Source organism: Chrysiogenes arsenatis DSM 11915, from assembly GCF_000469585.1.
Lineage (GTDB): Bacteria > Chrysiogenota > Chrysiogenetes > Chrysiogenales > Chrysiogenaceae > Chrysiogenes > Chrysiogenes arsenatis.
Genome location: NZ_AWNK01000007.1, coordinates 1 through 16245, shown reverse-complemented (window position 1 = coordinate 16245; position 16245 = coordinate 1). Strand labels below are relative to the sequence as shown.

The 16245-nt window shown below is 51.7% G+C and carries 15 protein-coding genes, 1 other RNA gene and 1 pseudogene; 5 read left to right on the top strand and 12 right to left on the bottom strand.

The genetic code is table 11. From position 1 onward, the window contains the following. Positions 1-29 precede the first annotated feature (29 nt). The 10 genes from P304_RS0105570 to P304_RS0105525 all read right to left on the bottom strand — a co-directional run bounded on the left by P304_RS0105570 (position 30) and on the right by P304_RS0105525 (position 10496). Positions 30-698, bottom strand: a complete 669-nt coding sequence (locus tag P304_RS0105570) for a type II secretion system protein (protein ID WP_027389727.1) — start codon at positions 696-698, stop codon at positions 30-32. Beyond that, positions 692-1576: a hypothetical protein gene (locus P304_RS0105565; RefSeq protein ID WP_027389726.1), complete on the bottom strand. Its 885-nt coding sequence runs from the start codon at positions 1574-1576 to the stop codon at positions 692-694. The genes P304_RS0105570 and P304_RS0105565 overlap by 7 nt, the downstream gene beginning before the upstream one ends. Continuing rightward, positions 1569-1973 carry a hypothetical protein gene (locus P304_RS0105560; RefSeq protein WP_027389725.1) on the bottom strand — a complete coding sequence of 135 codons (405 nt, stop codon included), beginning with the start codon at positions 1971-1973 and terminating at the stop codon, positions 1569-1571. Before P304_RS0105560 ends, P304_RS0105565 begins: the two co-directional genes overlap by 8 nt. Beyond that, on the bottom strand, positions 1970-2572 hold the full coding sequence (locus P304_RS0105555; protein ID WP_027389724.1) for a hypothetical protein: 603 nt from the start codon (positions 2570-2572) through the stop codon (positions 1970-1972). Before P304_RS0105555 ends, P304_RS0105560 begins: the two co-directional genes overlap by 4 nt. Further along, the gene (locus P304_RS0105550) at positions 2569-4071 is read right to left on the bottom strand and encodes a hypothetical protein (RefSeq protein WP_027389723.1); all 1503 of its coding nucleotides are present in this window, start codon (positions 4069-4071) and stop codon (positions 2569-2571) included. The genes P304_RS0105555 and P304_RS0105550 overlap by 4 nt, the downstream gene beginning before the upstream one ends. Before the next feature lie 4 nt (positions 4072-4075). Then, positions 4076-5368 (bottom strand): type II secretion system F family protein, encoded by a 1293-nt coding sequence (locus P304_RS0105545; RefSeq protein WP_084417556.1) that lies wholly within the window; start codon positions 5366-5368, stop codon positions 4076-4078. Further along, positions 5289-6977 (bottom strand): GspE/PulE family protein, encoded by a 1689-nt coding sequence (locus P304_RS0105540; protein ID WP_027389721.1) that lies wholly within the window; start codon positions 6975-6977, stop codon positions 5289-5291. Before P304_RS0105540 ends, P304_RS0105545 begins: the two co-directional genes overlap by 80 nt. Then, positions 6974-7654 carry a tetratricopeptide repeat protein gene (locus P304_RS0105535; protein ID WP_027389720.1) on the bottom strand — a complete coding sequence of 227 codons (681 nt, stop codon included), beginning with the start codon at positions 7652-7654 and terminating at the stop codon, positions 6974-6976. Before P304_RS0105535 ends, P304_RS0105540 begins: the two co-directional genes overlap by 4 nt. Further along, entirely contained in the window at positions 7651-9270 is a 1620-nt protein-coding gene (locus P304_RS14260; protein ID WP_160165018.1) for a pilus (MSHA type) biogenesis protein MshL, read from the bottom strand. The genes P304_RS0105535 and P304_RS14260 overlap by 4 nt, the downstream gene beginning before the upstream one ends. A 92-nt stretch (positions 9271-9362) precedes the next feature. Next, complete coding sequence (locus P304_RS0105525; RefSeq protein WP_027389719.1) at positions 9363-10496, bottom strand: glycoside hydrolase family 3 protein; 1134 nt, start codon at positions 10494-10496, stop codon at positions 9363-9365. Between the two features lie 166 nt (positions 10497-10662). Here P304_RS0105525 and P304_RS16065 point away from each other — a divergent pair, with 166 nt between their 5' ends. Further along, complete coding sequence (locus tag P304_RS16065; RefSeq protein WP_027389718.1) at positions 10663-13179, top strand: GAF domain-containing protein; 2517 nt, start codon at positions 10663-10665, stop codon at positions 13177-13179. A 108-nt stretch (positions 13180-13287) separates the two neighbouring features. Here the strand turns inward: P304_RS16065 and ssrA are convergent. After that, positions 13288-13643: a transfer-messenger RNA gene (ssrA, locus tag P304_RS16585) on the bottom strand. Between the two features lie 40 nt (positions 13644-13683). After that, the gene (smpB, locus tag P304_RS0105515; RefSeq protein ID WP_051321500.1) at positions 13684-14184 is read right to left on the bottom strand and encodes an SsrA-binding protein SmpB; all 501 of its coding nucleotides are present in this window, start codon (positions 14182-14184) and stop codon (positions 13684-13686) included. 251 nt (positions 14185-14435) lie between these two features. Here smpB and P304_RS0105510 point away from each other — a divergent pair, with 251 nt between their 5' ends. The 4 genes and pseudogenes from P304_RS0105510 to P304_RS14245 form a co-directional block, all read left to right on the top strand. After that, positions 14436-14795, top strand: coding sequence for an NADH-quinone oxidoreductase subunit A (locus tag P304_RS0105510; RefSeq protein WP_034764412.1), 360 nt, complete (start codon positions 14436-14438; stop codon positions 14793-14795). Then, positions 14786-15415 carry an NADH-quinone oxidoreductase subunit B gene (locus P304_RS0105505; RefSeq protein WP_051321449.1) on the top strand — a complete coding sequence of 210 codons (630 nt, stop codon included), beginning with the start codon at positions 14786-14788 and terminating at the stop codon, positions 15413-15415. The genes P304_RS0105510 and P304_RS0105505 overlap by 10 nt, the downstream gene beginning before the upstream one ends. A gap of 1 nt (position 15416) precedes the next feature. After that, positions 15417-16046 carry an NADH-quinone oxidoreductase subunit C gene (locus P304_RS16060; protein ID WP_051321448.1) on the top strand — a complete coding sequence of 210 codons (630 nt, stop codon included), beginning with the start codon at positions 15417-15419 and terminating at the stop codon, positions 16044-16046. Next, positions 16043-16245 (top strand): annotated as a pseudogene (locus tag P304_RS14245) (NADH-quinone oxidoreductase subunit C); the annotation flags it as partial. The gene P304_RS16060 and the pseudogene P304_RS14245, both read left to right, overlap by 4 nt.

The following is a 16245-nucleotide window of genomic DNA, read 5'->3' as shown; positions in this document are numbered from 1 at the left end:
AAAATAGTGTTGTGTAGCCGGAGCTACGGTTATGGTAACTGTCCCGCAGCAACCATTCGCTGCGCGAAGAGGTACGGCGATACCCAGCTGACGATGTCATCAAAATATTCAGTTTGATCCTGCATGACAAAAGTGACCGTGCTCATGTTGTTGGTATTTTCGTCAGCGCTACCCGACGCACCACGGCGTAAACCACTGGGAAGGTAGGCATAAAATCCATTTTTACCGTGTGATACGAGTACAGCAGGAAGTAGACTTGCGATAATTGTGCCACCGCTTTCTTGATCACGCACCGTCATATTCCCTTCCGAAGCCAGAGTGATTTTTGGAACTGTGGTACCGAAGGTGTCGCGAATGCGGTACGAAATGCGGTTGCCCCACGGGTCGGTTTCCACCAGACCAAGGGTTGCCCACGGCACAACACCACGATCGAGAGCGCAGTTTTCGTTTCCGGCGCCATTCGAACCAGTCGCAAGTGTTGGCGTAGCGGGGCAAGGGAGCCGCCCGTGTATTTGCGCGAAACCGTAGAGCGATTCAAGGATGCGGTCGAGTTGCTTGCGGGCATCGCTGCGGCGCATACTTTCAAGACTCGACGAAAGCGGGTAAAAAGCGCCACCGAGCAGAATGCCGATGATCGCCAGCACAACCGCGAGTTCGATAAGGGTGAAACCGTTCTGCCAGCGAGAGATAGTTAACATCGTGTTTGGCTCCGCAAGGGTTTTTGTCCCTGCACCAACGTATACAGAATGGAGCATCCGACAAACGCAATGGTGGCTGAAGTGGACGTGGTGCGCGTGTAGCTGTCTACAGCGGTCGACCAGTTTGCTTCCCAATAGGCAATATCGCTAGAATCGATAGAATCAAGTGTAAGGGGGAAGTTTGCCTGTGCACTCAGTACCGCAGCCACGTCCGCCGCAACCCGCGCCGTGACCGCCCCCATCAATTCGCCGTGGGTGATAGCGAGCACTCTATCATTCGTCTGTTCACTCAGTGGTGCCGCGCGAAAGCGGGTATGATCATCGGAGTTGTTTTCTCCTTCTAAATACAACGATACGTGTTCGCTGGTGGCTGCCGAACGTGGCTGGTCGGCAAAAGCAAAATTGGGAGCAATCACGACAGCAATCACCTGTTCGTAAGGGGTATCGCCGGTAATGGTCAGACTTCCGCTCAAGGCACTGGTGAGTGGCATGGCACTTGGATGATCGCGAAACTGCGGGTCAAAGGCGTACCAGATGGTTTCGCCCGAACCGTCGCGATAGTTCGGCAAGCGCATAGTTTTACCGGGGAAGCGCCCAAGGTAAAATGTACAGTGATTTCCCACAAACATCTCCGCGCTGCCGTCGTTATCCAGATCGGGACAGGGAAGACTGCCGGGGCGATTGGCATCGGCAACGGCACGCGCAATAAGTGCCTCTTTGGCTTGCAAAAGTGCATACCGCGTATAGGCGTCGCGACGCTGCTGCCCCTGTTCACTGCCACCATAGCCGCGCACAGCGATGGCAGCTCCACCCACCACTATGAGCAGCAATACGATTAAGAGGACAGCTCCCTTTTGGTGTTTCGTGTGGTTATTCATAGGGTGGCTCGATCGGCTTTCTTGTGCTTTCGCCAGCACGAAGAGTGTGTACATGCCCATCTGCTGTTTGTATACGGATACAAGCGGTTTTACACATGGCGGGTGCGACGATCATTCCATCGGTAGGCGTATCGCGTAACATGATTGATGTGCGATTGTACCAGACCGTTCCTTGGGAATTTTGCCGCAGTACAAAGCCATGGAGCGTTATCTGCGGCATTACAGCGGTGGGCGCAACGGGCACTATGTGCACCGGAAGTGCGTCTTGGACGTGTTCAAGCGCACGACGTTCATCGGCTGTTGTCAGCAGCGTACCGAAAGTTTCAAGCACGGATGCCATGGCCGTAGTAGGAAGCAGGAGTGCGCACGTGAGTATTGCCTTTTGTCTTTGGTTCATCGCTCCCCCTTCGCTGGCGTAACGGGAGAAACGGAGTACAGGGAGAGTTCGCAAGTCGCCAGAACCAGTGCATCTGTCACGGAAGTTCGTTGAAGCAAGCAATGCGGCCAATGGAGATCCCCTTGAATATGGTGCACGTGCAACGCTTCAATGAGTCGGAAGAGATCGACTTCGTGCCGTAGCTGCATATCAAGGTGAACCGTTTCAACGGCAACGGTTGCCTCGTTCCAACGAGGATCATAAAAGGGCTGGAGTGACGCCATGCGCACAGTAAGATACGGGATAGTGACTGTTTCTGCGATATCTTCAAGTTGGTCCAGCAGATCGAGATGTCGTGGAACACCGTTGTCCATGACATGCGGTAATGCCGTAAAAATGGCACCGTACTGCTCCTGCTCACGATGCTGCTGCGCTTGCTGCGCGAGCGCCCGCTCTACCTGATGCCGTTCGCGCTGAACGTCTTGTAAGTGTTTTTGTGCACTCTGATAGCGAGTCAAAATACTCCCAAAAACCATTATAGCACTCACACTCACTATCACCGTCGTCAGCACCGTTGTTTTCAATACTGACCAATCAAAGGCTTGCCAGAGTAACCTCATGGTGCACCTACTCCATGCGGCATATCTGCTGCCTGAAAGGTGATACGAATAGCAAATGGGGCACGCAGGGGTTCGGTTTCCGAGCGAATGGTGGAGGCCATCGTCGTGTACGCATCGGCTGGCGACGTGAGGCTTTCGACAGAAATTCCGTTGGGAAGTGCCGCGCGTAGCGCCGACACAAGCGTGTGAAAACGGGTATACATTGCATGCAAGCTGAGGTGTTGCCCCTCAACGACCCCCGCAAGTTCGGTAACCAGTTGCGCATGATTCACATTCTGTTGCCACATGACCGTTTGAATGCGAAATAGCGGATAGTCCGCGAGAACATGACTCACTGCGATCAGAAGTTGTTGCGGCAACGTATACTGTCCGGCAAGCCATGCGAACGTCTGTACCGTATCACGGAGCACGTACACCGGAGCCGAAGGGACTTCTGCTGCGTCCTCAATGAGTGCCGTCCGCATCTCTACCAATCTCTTTTGGGAATCTTGCACCGTTTCATTCAGCGCGTGTGTCCGTTGCAAAAGCGAGAGGGTCGTAGCGCCGCAAAGCAGAGTTACCAGCAACGCAACTCCCACCAGAGTACGTTTGAACGAGCGGTTGATAGCATAGCGACAATCATACGCAGTGCGATAATCGCTGCCGCGTGCCTGTTGAATAAGCCTGGCAAAAAGAGGATCGGCACATGAGCGCTCAACGCTCTTTGTATTCGCCTCATCGACATTCGTATGCGGAATACCGCTCAACAGAAACGGCATGTGTTGACGAGAATGGAGAGTGGTGATCGCACTGATAAGTTCGGGCTCGCCAACAATCCAAATAGAGGCCGCTTCTGGCACTACCTCGCCCGCAGCAAGGCGCAACAGGTAGCGGGTTGTTTTGGCAACTTCCTGTAAAATCATCTCGGCATACTCGTGCAGCGAATCAACGGCTGCGATTGGACTGAGGCGGGTAAACGCCAACTGACCATCGCGAACGTAACTTTGACGCACCCCGCTGTGCGAATGGATAGTGACAATGACGGCATGCGGGGCACGTATCGCCAACGATTTTAGCAGCAGTGGCGTAAGCAACGCAACGGAGCGGAGAGCCATGATGGGGGTTTTGGCGCGGTGCAGCATATCAAGCCATAGTTCACATGAGTCGCCACTTTGGAGAGCGGCACAGAGGGCCTGAGCATCGCGTCGCCCATGTTTTTCGCGCCCTGTAATAGCGATAGAGCGCCGAAATGGATGACGAAACACACGCTCAGCAGTCTGGACTAACAGGGCACCACGATTCCATCGCACCCACGGAACCAGCTCAAGCTTAATCTCCTCATCGGGAATATCAACAATCAGAAAAGCCCGAGCATCTGGGATAGCCGCAAGGAAAGTGCCAAAAGCGGCCTGATCAGCAGGCTGATTCAAAAAAATAGCAACGCAACGCCATGCGCCACCCTGCTGCTGGTAGACCTTTACTCCTCTCGTCGAGATACAGAGAATATGCGTTTTTTTCATAGCACTACCACGAATCGACGGAACCCATCAGGTCGTACACCGGCCCGAGGACTGAAAGGATAATCCATCCCAAAACTGCACCAAGGATGACCGTCAACATTGGCTCTAGCAACGTTTCAAGTCGTGCGATCTGCTCGGTTACTTCGCGATCATAAAAGCTGGTCGCATTCAAAAGAGCCGCATCAAGCTCGCCCGTTTTTTCGCCAATCGCGATCATCCGTAAGGGTATTGGCGTAAATAAAAACGTGTTACTAAAACTTTGGTTGATCGAACTCCCTTCCGCAATGCGCGTCGTGGCATCACGCAGAGCGCGAGCAATCACGCTATTGCCAATAGTGCATTCAGCAATGTGCAGTGTTTGCAACACAGGGACACCTGCCTGATACATGCGGGCGAATATCTGACAAAAGCGGGCGAGCATAATGTTACGCTGAATAGCGCCTACGAGCGGGAGGCGCAACAAGACGGCATCCACCCAGAGTCGAACAACGGAAAAACGTGTGACGAGTATTTTCAAAAGTATTCCCCCGCCCATCACTGCTCCAAACATCAACAACCAATAACGGGTAAAAAACTGCGACGTAGCAATCAAGGCACGTGTATGCGTTGGAATTTCGCCGCGCATACCGGTAATAAACTGCATCAGTTGTGGCACAAGGAACACCATCAGAATAACGACGACCGTCAGAACCACCGTAGCGACAACCGTCGGGTAGGCAATCGCTTTCTTGGCACGTGCGATGGTTTGGTCCTCCCACGCCAGATTGTCGGCAATACTGCCAAAAACCTGTGGTAGTTGACCGCTTTGCTCGCCTGCGCGCGTCAGATGAACAAATACCTGATTAAACACGGCGGGGTGACAGTGAAGTGCTTCGGAAAAAGTCGCGCCATCCTGAATTTTGCTTGTCAACGCAACAAGTACAGGCTGCAAGGCACTGTTGCCCATGGCTTCCTGCAGATCGTGTAGCCCTTGAACGAGCGGAATACCTGCACGAGTGAGCTGCGATATCTGCGAACAAAACGTCATCAACTCACGACGTGAAACGGTGCTACGCAAACGCACCAGCCGTTTTTTTCGTGGAAGGCGGGCTCGAATGAGGTCAAGTTCTGCTTGGCGAAGCCGTGCGTGGAGGTCATCCATACTGGTGGCATTCATAACGCCACGCCGTGTGCGGCCATACCGATCCATTGCGGTGTACGTGTAGGGCTGCATCTGACTACCCTCGCTGGAGGTGAACGACACGCGACGCTTCTGCGAGTGACGTAACCCCTTCACAAATCCGCCGTCTGGCATCATCGGCCAAGGTGCAATGACCCTGATCTTTGGCAATCTGGCGCAACTCGCGCAAAGTACCGCGTCTGGCAATACATTCGTCGAAATCGTCATTCATAGGGATGATTTCCGTCAAAGCCAACCGTCCGTCATACCCCTGAAAGTCACACGCCGAACAACTGCCGGCGTTGTAAAGCGTAAGCGAATCTGGTGGCGCGTGAATACCATAGTGTTGCAGTTGTTCGGAGTCGGGTGTGTACGGCTGACGGCAGTGGAGGCATAAGCGCCGTACCAGCCGTTGCGCAAGAACACCAATAATAGATCCAGCAAGAATATCGGGACACAAACCAATGTCTAACAAACGCGGAATCGCTCCCAATGCAGAATTTGCATGCAGAGTGGCATACACCTGATGACCCGTCATGGCGGCGCGTAGTGCCATCGTCGCCGTATCGGCGTCGCGAATTTCACCAATTAAAATAATATCGGGATCTTGCCGGAGCAACGCGCGGATACCACTGGCAAAGGTCAGTTTGGCCGCCTCATTGATCGCGGATTGACGCAATCCTGCGAGCGGCAATTCCACGGGATCTTCGAGCGTGACAATATTCACTTGTTCGTTATTGAGAGTGTGGAGAATCGAATAGAGTGTGGTGGTTTTGCCACTGCCGGTCGGACCAGACACAAGAATGATCCCTTCCGGTTGCGCCACCATATCGCGCAACGTGCGCAGTGCCGCTTCACTCAGGCCAAGCTTGTCTAGCGGCACCATCCCGTGATGACGGTCAAGAATCCGCAGGACAATATTTTCGCCATGCAAGGTTGGCAGAACAGAGACGCGAAAATCGACATGGCGACCATAGAGTGCCAGCTGCATCTGCCCATCTTGTGGGCTGCGCGTTTCGGCAATGTTCAGTTGGGAAAGGACTTTGATCCGTACGGCGATGGCTGACCAGTATTTAGCGTGCAAGCTGCGAATCTGGCGCAAGACGCCGTCGATACGGTAGCGCACGCGCAAGAATCCTTGTTCCGGTTCGAAGTGAATATCAGACGCCCCTTTTTTCACCGCATCGCTCATCAGGGCATCGACAAGACGTACAATAGGGTGCGCATATTCATGTCCTTGGAGTAAGGGCGCGGAGGTATCAGTCTCTCCAGTTTCAATTTCGTGCAGAATGCCATCAATCGAAAGATCAAAACCATAGAACTGATCAATCGCATGGGCGATTTCGGCTTCTCCAGCGAGCAGTGGTTCAAGGGCAATAGAACGTTTGATGCTGGCGTGCACTTGATCCAGCGCGAGCAGATTTTGTGTGTCAGCCATAGCAAGGATGAGGATATTTTCGTCCGCCTGATACGAGACAGGGAGGATGGAATAGCGCCGTGCAATTTCAATCGGAAGTAGTGCGAGTGCCGTTGGATCAGGAATCGTGATAGCAAGATCGATGCTTGCTTGCTGCAACACTTCACCGACCGCGTCGCGCAGGGTAGCTTCGCTAATAAAGCCAAGTCGCACGAGAATTTTGCCGATGGATTCACGACGCTCCGCCTGTTCCGTTGTTGCAATGCGAAGTTGATCGCCACTAATCATTTTTTTATCGAGCAAGAGAGCGACAAGCGTGGTGTCGATCATGGGCGTACCGCTTTCAGCGCCTCAAGGCGCTGCGCAATGGTGTCACGCAGGGCATGTTCGTGTGGTTTCGCATCATCCAGCGCCCGCTGATAGCTTGCTACCGCTGCGGAATAGTCACCGACATATTCGAGCGCGATAGCATGGTTGAAAAAATATGTTGTTATCTGGAGTGGCGCAAGCGCTACAGCGTGTCGATAGCTCAGTTCGGCTTCTGGCCAACGCTCTTGGTTGGCGTAAAAATTCCCAAGCGCGAAATGGAGTTCCGCAACTTCAGGTGTCGCCTCCAGTGCCTGCTTCAATCCGCTCTCGTGCCGCTCACGGTTTGTGACGGGTACAAACATTGCCAGCCCGGCCAAAGCAAAGGGATCGGTGGGATGGAGTTCGAGTATCTGGCGTAGCTGAGTTGCGGCGCGCTGGAGCTTTCCCTGCATCGTAGCCGCCGAGGCGACACCAAGTTGAGCACCACGATGTGCGGGGTACCGATCAAGAATTGATTGATAGTGGAGATCCGCCTCTTGAAAGCGACCATGAATCAGATGGTCGTTCGCTACTGTTATTTCGTGGTGCAAGGTCGGTGGCGTTACATTTTCAAAAATGGGTTGATGTAACGCCTGAGCTGCGACCACTCCAACGAAAAGCCAGAGCACCAAACCAGCCAATACAACATTTCGTGTCATGGCTCACTCCTCAACTCTCTGCCAGCGGTGGCGGTGGTCGCTTCTTTGAGGTATTCAGCGAAATATGGCAGCGTTTCGCCATTTCCAGCATGCTGAACCACGATGGGTCGAATAAAAATTACCAGCTCGGTCTTTGATTTCTGATCACTTTGATACGAAAACACCGAACCGAGAAAGGGAAGGCGCGATAAAATGGGAACACCGGCCACGTCGTTATTGATTGTGTCCTGCATCAGCCCACCTAATACCGCGACGGCACCGCTTTGAATACGCAAAATCGACTCAATCTCGCGTACCTGAATATCGGGAACAAGGTTCGTGACGCTGGCGCTGGCAAGGTCGGGGTTGGGATCCGTTGAATAGCCTATGATGCGGGAAATCGTTGGACGAATATTGAGCGTAACCAGATTATTGGCGCTAATTTGCGGGGTAACGGTCATCACAAAACCAACCGGAGCGGTTTTAATGCCGGTTTCGTAGCGGTGGACAATAACTTGATTGTCGCCGACGTTATGGACTTCGGCAAAAATTTTAACCGAGAAGTAAACGATATTGTCTACCACTTTCAGCACGGCAGTTTGGTTATTCAGCGTCATGACACGTGGCGTAGAAAGGACTTTGATGTTGCCAAATTGTTCCAGCATTTTTACGGTTAACCCAAGATCACTCTGACTGGTGGTGCGGCTCATCACCATTGTGGTGAGTGGCGAAGCCGCGAAATTTGCGCCAATGACACTCTGCTCGATGCCCGCGACCGAAGCATTTCCAAGGCGAAAGGCTGACCAGTCAATCCCCATCTGGAACGTATCGTTCAACGTTACTTCCACCACGGTTGCTTCGATCAAAACTTGTTTCAGCGCACGCGCCACAACGGTGTTCAAAAATAGCCGAATTTCATCGTGCTGCGCGGCGGTGGCACGGACACTCACAAGCCCATTTTCAGGGTTGACAAGGATATTGCGCGACAACGCACTACTGTTGATATCCTCTTCAAGAATAACACGGAGGTTGGCTATCATAGTTTCCCAGAAAAGATTGCTCGATTGCTGCTGCATGTGGGTCGTGGAATCATTGCCACTGGCGATGCCCCCACTATCGCCACCAATACCAAGCGTTCCGGTCGCCGCCACTGAATTCGACACACTCACGGTTCCTGTCGAGCGACGGCTGACATTAACGTAATCTATTTCGTAGGTTTTCAGGAACGGGGTATCGGGAAAAACTGAAAGGTGTGGAGGCTGATAGTGCCACCGAATAGGATGTTGACGGGAAAGTCGCGTGAGGATTTGCGGGAGCGTCTGGTTCACCGCATTGATCGTAACCAACCCCATAATATCTGGGTGAATATCGACATTGATAGCGGTATCACGGGATAAAGCAAAAAGCAGCTCGCGGATGGGAACATCAAAAACCGATACGGTGTAGCGTTCAAGTTCGTGGTGATAGTCCAGCGGTGGAATGATGGGAATATGCTGAATAATCGGCGGAGCATGTGCCAATGTCGGCATTTCAGGCGGCGCTATGTGCCGCTCGCCAGGAAGTGATGCACCAGTATGCAGCGTCCGGCATCCGCTCAGCAATAGAAAAGACACGATAAGTATCAGAACACATCTCATACCTGCCATCAATCCTCCTCGCCACAAAACAATGGCTTTCTGAGATTCATAACACTGTTTTGGCAAATATGGAAACTAATTTATCGAATAATTTATTTTGTTACTTTATCATCATATTTACAGCTCGCAATACCAACCTGCTGTTTTAGTTCGCAAATCCGCTGATACGATTCCCAAATGCGCTCCTGACTCAGCACCCCCTGCTCCACGAGTTGCACAATAATTTCTACCCCTTTACGCGCAATGTGCGGATCGTACTCAAGATTGTTGCCGAACAAAAGGATATCGACCCCCGCCAGAATTGCCTGTCGGATAGCTTCCTCAAATCCGTAGTGCTCTGTAATGGCCTTCATCTGCATATCGTCAGAGACGATTACGCCCTGAAAACCAAGCTCGCGACGCAACATTCCCTGCAAAACAGGAGCAGAGAGGGTTGCAGGAAAATGGCGATCAATGTTTTGATTGAAAATATGCCCCGTCATCACCATTCCATGAAAGCCGTCCGCAATCAGCATCCGATACGGTTCAAGCTCTTGGGGCGTCCACGTGTGTGTAATGTCGGTAAAACCAAGATGGGAATCGTGCTGTGAACTGCCATGTCCGGGAAAATGCTTCAGTACCGGAATAATTTTTTCGGAACGCAATGCAGCAGCATACTGTGCACCGTGACGCGCCACCTGCTCGGGATCGGCGGAAAAACTTCTCCCAAGTTTTCCGATCACCGGGTTTTCAGGATTGGTATTGAGATCAAGCACCGGTGCAAAATTGAGATTTATGCCGACCGCTGCCAGCTCACGAGCCGTGTCACGAACTTCGCGAAATGTTCTCGCCACGTCACCCGCACCAAGCTGAGCATGCGATGCCAGAGCGCGAAATCCATGCTCCGACTTCAGCCGACTCACGCGCCCCCCTTCCTGATCAACCGCGATAAACAGCGGCAAAGGCGCTCTGTATTGAAGCGAAGCGATAAGGTCGCGCACTTGCGGCACACTCTCAATATTGCGTTGACGACTTCCCGTCAACACATCACGATCAAACAAAATAACTCCCCCAACATACCCCGCAGCAATATCCTGCACCAGTGGGCTTGTTGCGGGTATCGTCAGCCCACGAAACCCAACCAGCATCATCTGACCAGCCATCTCGCGAAGCGTCGTCGCGCTGGCAGCTCCAGTAGCAAGAACCAAGAGCGACACAAGCAGTATATTTCTTTTCAAGATGGCCATATGTTTCCTCCGTTTTTAGCACAAAAACAATCACAGGAGCCGTTTTACGCTATTGTGAAACCCTATTCCACAAACCATATCGTGCAATCAGCTTGACAGTAATAGGAGGAGAAACTATACCAAAGGCGTGTGTTTGCCAAGGAGCTTCATCACCAAGAGGTCGCGAATGGACGCAAGTAATACGCCTCAGGAGCCAATAAAGAGCCCAGACGATGAATCCTTATTAAAAAATCTTGCTGGTCAAGTGCCGGGATTTCTCTATCAATATCGCGTATTCCCTGATGGGAAAAGCTGTTTTCCGTTTGCTACAGAGCACATTCGCTCTATTTACGCGGTTACTCCAGAACAGGTTCGCGACGACGCATCGCCGGTTTTTTCCCGCATACATCCTGACGATAGGGGGAGAGTTTCCGACGCAATCCAACACTCGTTCCAAACGCTTGAGGTATGGGAGTGTGACTATCGCGTTACTCTTCCCGAACACGGGATACGCTGGGTAAGCGGCGTGGCTCGACCAGAAATGCTTGCCGACGGAAGTGTCTTGTGGCACGGCTATATCCGCGACATTACCGATCGAAAAAATGACGAAGAGACTATTTTCGAAAACCGCGCCCTTTTAAAACAAATCCTCGATACCATTCCGCAAGCCGTTTTCTGGAAAGATACCCAAGGAAAGTACCTTGGCTGTAACGAAGTTTTTGCTCGTGAAGTCGGAATTGCAAAGAGTGATGATATTGTCGGCAAAACTGACTACGATCTCCCGTGGCCACGCGAAGAAGCGGATGCTTATCGCGCAGACGACCTTGCCGTTATGCGTACCGGCAAACCCAGAGTCCATATCATTGAGCCGCTTCAACGAGCAGATGGCAGACGCCTCTGGATTGATACCTCAAAAGCACCGCTCTGCGATCAGGGAGGAACCCCTTTTGCGTTATTGGGAATTTACGGCGACATCACCCACCGCAAAAAGTTGGAAGATCTCCAGTCGGCACAATTGCGACTGGTGGAATATGCCGAAAACCACACCGTCAAAGAAGTCCTCCAGCTTTTTCTTGATGAAGCGGAAACGCTGAGCGATAGTGAAATCGGTTTTTACCACTTTGTCGATCCCGATCAAGAAACCCTTTCATTGCAAACCTGGTCCAGTAACACGCTCCAGAAAATGTGTACCGCTGAAGGTGCTGGCACCCATTATCCTATTTCCCGTGCCGGTGTCTGGGTTGATTGCGTGCGCCAACGCAAACCGGTCATTCACAACGACTACATGAACCTTACCCACAAAAAAGGACTCCCCGCAGGTCACGCTCCTATCGTTCGTGAACTCGTTATCCCGATACTGCGCGACGGGAAAATTGTCGCCATCCTCGGCGTGGGGAATAAAAAAACGGATTACACCGAAGAAGACGTTTCGGTATTACAAAAATATGCCGACCTTGCGTGGGAAACCGTCAATCGCAAACTCGCGCAGGATGAGCTCCGAGAAGTAAACCAAAAACTCACAGAAGCCGTTGCGCGCGCCAACGCCCTCGCATTTCAGGCAGAAGCGGCCAATAAAGCCAAATCGGAATTTCTGGCCAACATGAGTCACGAAATTCGCACCCCGCTCAATGCAATTCTCGTTCTCACGGAAATCGTACTCGATAGATTTAGCCATGGAGAGCATGCAAGCTACATGCAGAAAATCTACCGTTCTTCCCAACTGCTGATGGGTATTCTTAATGATATTCTTGATTTTTCAAAAATAGAGGCGGGAAAAGTAGAACTGGAACACCGCCCGTTTTCGGTATCGGAAGTAACCTCGTCGATTCACGACCTATTTGCCGACACGTGCATAGAAAAAGGGTTGACGCTTACTATCCTTTGCCCCACCGATTTGCCCACGGTTGTAGGCGACTCCATCCGGCTCACACAAATACTCACCAACCTTGCGAGCAATGCCATCAAGTTCACTGAGCACGGCCAGATCGTGCTGGAAGTTAAGGTACACGAGCAAGACATGGTCAACCAACGTGCTACGCTTTCTTTTACCGTCCAAGACACGGGGATCGGCATGACAGAAGAGAGCATCGATCGCCTTTTTACACCATATGCGCAGGCCGATACTTCCATCACGCGGCGCTATGGCGGAACCGGACTCGGTCTGACAATCGTACAACGGCTCGTGACTCTAATGGATGGAAGCGTCAATGTCTCGAGTGCTCTTGCACAGGGAACAACCGTGCAGATCCAGATACCTTTTTCAATCAGTACGCCCCAAGATTCCCATGATATAACGTTTACTACTGAGCATGAACTCCCGTCACTACAAGGTTTCCGAATTCTCGTTGTCGAAGATCATCCGATCAACACCGAAGTTATTTGCCATTTACTCAGTAGCGCCGGAGCAACCATTGGCGTTGCCACCAATGGTGAAATAGCGGTCTCCCTCGCTACAACCCAGCAATTTCACCTGATCCTGATGGATTTGCAAATGCCCGTATTAGACGGGTACGAAGCAACACGCCAAATCCGCCGCGTGCATCCCGATATTCCCATTCTGGCGCTCAGCGCCGCTACAAGCGCCGAAGTCCGCGAACGCGGGGCAACCGTCGGGATGAATGGGTATCTTGAAAAACCGGTCAAGCGGCATGTGCTCTTCGACACGCTAAACAAGTGGCTACAGACAATGCGCCCACAAGTGTAAACGCTCTTCGGTTGTCAGTAGAACCACTCCCATCACAGAATACGAAAAAAAAAGAACGGAATCATCGTAACGATAATTCCGTTCTTGAGTTGCTCACCAGAATGAAACTGGTGGAGGCGAGGGGAGTCGAACCCCTGTCCGAAAGTCCTTTCATAACGCGTCTACATGCTTAGTCGATCGATTTGATTTTAAGCGATTGGTCCCCGAACGACAGGGTGTTTTTCGCCGATTTTCCCAGGTATCCTCGCTGAAGGTCGGGAAGCATTCCCCTCAGAACATCCTGCTAGGTTGAGTGCCAGATTGTCTCCGCAGGCTGAGACTCTCTGGTGCTCCGCAGCTTACGCTGCGGCTGCTACAACGTTTTCTTCGTTAGCAGTTATTATTTTGCTGGTTTTTACAGGGCCACCAGCCCCCTGGCATGCGGCAGTTACTTCTGTCACTCCCGTCGAAACCATTGCGCCCCCAAGCTTGAGGATGGATGCTCAACGGACTGTCTACAGACAATCAACGACCTTTTAGGGCTTGTTGCACTTCACGCTCGGCGCTTTTTTTCTTCAGCGATTCCCGCTTATCGTGCAGCTTTTTCCCTTTGGCAAGAGCAATTTCCAATTTGACCTTACCCTGTTTAAAGTACATTTTCACGGGGACGATAGCAAGCCCCATCTGCTGTGCATGCGCGCCTATTTTCAGAATTTCGGCTTTGTGCATCAGGAGCTTACGCGGACGCATGGGATCGGGGGCAAAATTCCCCGCTTCTTCGTAGGGCGCAATATGGCACTGCAGGAGCGATATTTCACCACCATCAACGCGGCAAAAGGCTTCCTTCAGGCTCGCTTTCCCTTGGCGAATACTTTTCACCTCTGAGCCTTTCAGAACTATTCCCGCTTCCCATGTTTCAACAAATTCGTAATTGTGTCGTGCAGAACGATTTTCGGCAGCTATTTTTATGGACACGTCACACCTTTGTTCTATCTTCTTTTTTTTCACGGCGAGTATACCGTACATTTGCGCAATTTTGTCATTCAAAAGGGAAATATGCAATTGAATCATGAATTGAAAATTTCTGGCGAAAAAGATCAGCGAGGCAGTGGATATTGTATACAATCCATGCTATGTTTCCGCCGATCGTTTCTGTGCCTTTGGCGCGCCTAGAGTTTGCCTTCAGACAGGGACAGAACGAGTTGTCGCACATGGCGCTGAGCGCCTTTGATATATGGCATTTAGTTCGATCTATTTTACGTTTTAGAGGAGCTGCTATGGTACTTGACGGGTACGGCCCACTGCTCGGAATCATCGTTATTGGGGTGTTGATGCCAACTGCCCTGGTAACCTTGGCCTGGTTACTGGGACCAAAATTCGGGACGAGGCTGAAGTACACAACCTATGAATGCGGCATGGAGCCGACGAGCGACTCACAGAGTCGGTATCACATTGGATACTATCTCTATGCGTTGCTCTTTTTTGTGTTCGAAATTGAAACGATCTACATCTTCCCTTGGGCGGTAGCGTTTCACGATCTCGGGATTTTAGCGTTGATTGAGATGTTTGCTTTCGTCGCTATCCTCGTGATTGCACTGGCGTACGCGTGGAGAAAGGGAGGATTGCAGTGGACGTAAAAGACGGCGTTATTACCAAATCGTATCAGGTCGACGTCTGCGACAACTCTCAAACTGATGTTTCACAAAGTGTCATCGTTACCTCTTTGGAGTTTATTTACAACTGGGGACGCTCAAACTCACTCTGGCCACTATCGTATGCGACGGCATGTTGTGGTATTGAAATGATCTCTTCTTCGTGTCCACAACACGACATTGCCCGTTTCGGGTCGGAAGTTTTCCGCGCTTCTCCCCGTCAAGCCGACTTGATGATTTTAGCTGGTACCATCACCAAAAAGATGATGCCGCAAGTTGTTACCCTGTGGGAACAGATCGCAGAACCTAAATATGCGATTGCGATGGGGAACTGCGTGATCACCGGCGGGATATTCAAGTATTCGCCATCGGTTGTGCACAACGTCCCTGACTACATTCCTATTGATGTTTTCATCCCTGGGTGCGCGCCACGTCCAGAGGCCTTGTTCCACGGCATCATCACGCTACAACATCAGATTCGTCGTCAAAAGATGTTGAAGCGCAAAGATTATGTTGGCAAACAGGCAAAACGACTTAAAGACGGTTCACTCAACCCGAACTATGTCGAGGGCAAGCATTACCCGATCATTCTGGGAGGGGAATAAGATGTCTGAAGAACAGAAACCAAAACCGAAATTCACCCCCGAACAGCTTGAAGAGCTGAAAAAAGCTGCTGCTGCCAAGAAAGCGGCCGCTGCCGCCAGTGGCGAAGCTGCTCCTGCTTCTGCAAGTGCTTCTGAAGCGCCTGCCGAAGCAGCGACTCCCGCGCCAAAGCCGGAAGCTCCAGCATGGCTGGCTGGCTTTATGCAAGGATTTGACGGGACAGAATATCAAGGAACGGATGCCAATCAGTGGCATATCGTCACCATCACGCCCGACCAAGTGGTTGCTTTCTGCACCAATCTAAAAGCCGGTGGCTTCGACTTCCTCGACTGCCTTTCCGGTGTTGAGTACAAAGAGTGCTTTGGCACCGTGCTCCATATCCACCGTATTGCCAATAAGTGGCAGCTCTGTGTGCAATACCGCACGGCAAACAAGAATGAGCCAGTGACATTGCCTTCCGTCAGCGCCATCTGGCCAACGGCTGATTGGCACGAGCGCGAATCGTTCGACCTTATGGGAATCCGCTACGCTGGTCACCCTGACCTGCGCCGCATCCTCTTGCCGGACGATACCGTAGGGCACACGCTCCGCAAAGACTTTGTTCCGAATACCGACGGGAGTTTGAAAGTATGACCACAACACCCTGTGCAACACCTTTGCCCCCGCAGGTCATCAAACACGACTACGAAAGTGACATAATGACCTTGGCCATGGGGCCACACCACCCTTCGACCCACGGCGTTCTGCAAATTATGCTGAAGCTTGATGGTGAAATTGTGGTGGAAGCAGAGCCGGTTATTGGCTTTCTGCACCGCTCTATGGAAAGAATGGG

What these genes read in the sequence shown, in the direction of transcription:
- P304_RS0105570 (WP_027389727.1), bottom strand. Translation starts at nt 698, where the DNA reads ATGTTAACTATCTCTCGCTGGCAGAACGGTTTCACCCTTATCGAACTC.
- P304_RS0105565 (WP_027389726.1), bottom strand. Translation starts at nt 1,576, where the DNA reads ATGAATAACCACACGAAACACCAAAAGGGAGCTGTCCTCTTAATCGTA.
- P304_RS0105560 (WP_027389725.1), bottom strand. Translation starts at nt 1,973, where the DNA reads ATGAACCAAAGACAAAAGGCAATACTCACGTGCGCACTCCTGCTTCCT.
- P304_RS0105555 (WP_027389724.1), bottom strand. Translation starts at nt 2,572, where the DNA reads ATGAGGTTACTCTGGCAAGCCTTTGATTGGTCAGTATTGAAAACAACG.
- P304_RS0105550 (WP_027389723.1), bottom strand. Translation starts at nt 4,071, where the DNA reads ATGAAAAAAACGCATATTCTCTGTATCTCGACGAGAGGAGTAAAGGTC.
- P304_RS0105545 (WP_084417556.1), bottom strand. Translation starts at nt 5,368, where the DNA reads ATGATGCCAGACGGCGGATTTGTGAAGGGGTTACGTCACTCGCAGAAG.
- P304_RS0105540 (WP_027389721.1), bottom strand. Translation starts at nt 6,977, where the DNA reads ATGATCGACACCACGCTTGTCGCTCTCTTGCTCGATAAAAAAATGATT.
- P304_RS0105535 (WP_027389720.1), bottom strand. Translation starts at nt 7,654, where the DNA reads ATGACACGAAATGTTGTATTGGCTGGTTTGGTGCTCTGGCTTTTCGTT.
- P304_RS14260 (WP_160165018.1), bottom strand. Translation starts at nt 9,270, where the DNA reads ATGAGATGTGTTCTGATACTTATCGTGTCTTTTCTATTGCTGAGCGGA.
- P304_RS0105525 (WP_027389719.1), bottom strand. Translation starts at nt 10,496, where the DNA reads ATGGCCATCTTGAAAAGAAATATACTGCTTGTGTCGCTCTTGGTTCTT.
- P304_RS16065 (WP_027389718.1), top strand. Translation starts at nt 10,663, where the DNA reads ATGGACGCAAGTAATACGCCTCAGGAGCCAATAAAGAGCCCAGACGAT.
- smpB (WP_051321500.1), bottom strand. Translation starts at nt 14,184, where the DNA reads ATGTACGGTATACTCGCCGTGAAAAAAAAGAAGATAGAACAAAGGTGT.
- P304_RS0105510 (WP_034764412.1), top strand. Translation starts at nt 14,436, where the DNA reads ATGGTACTTGACGGGTACGGCCCACTGCTCGGAATCATCGTTATTGGG.
- P304_RS16060 (WP_051321448.1), top strand. Translation starts at nt 15,417, where the DNA reads ATGTCTGAAGAACAGAAACCAAAACCGAAATTCACCCCCGAACAGCTT.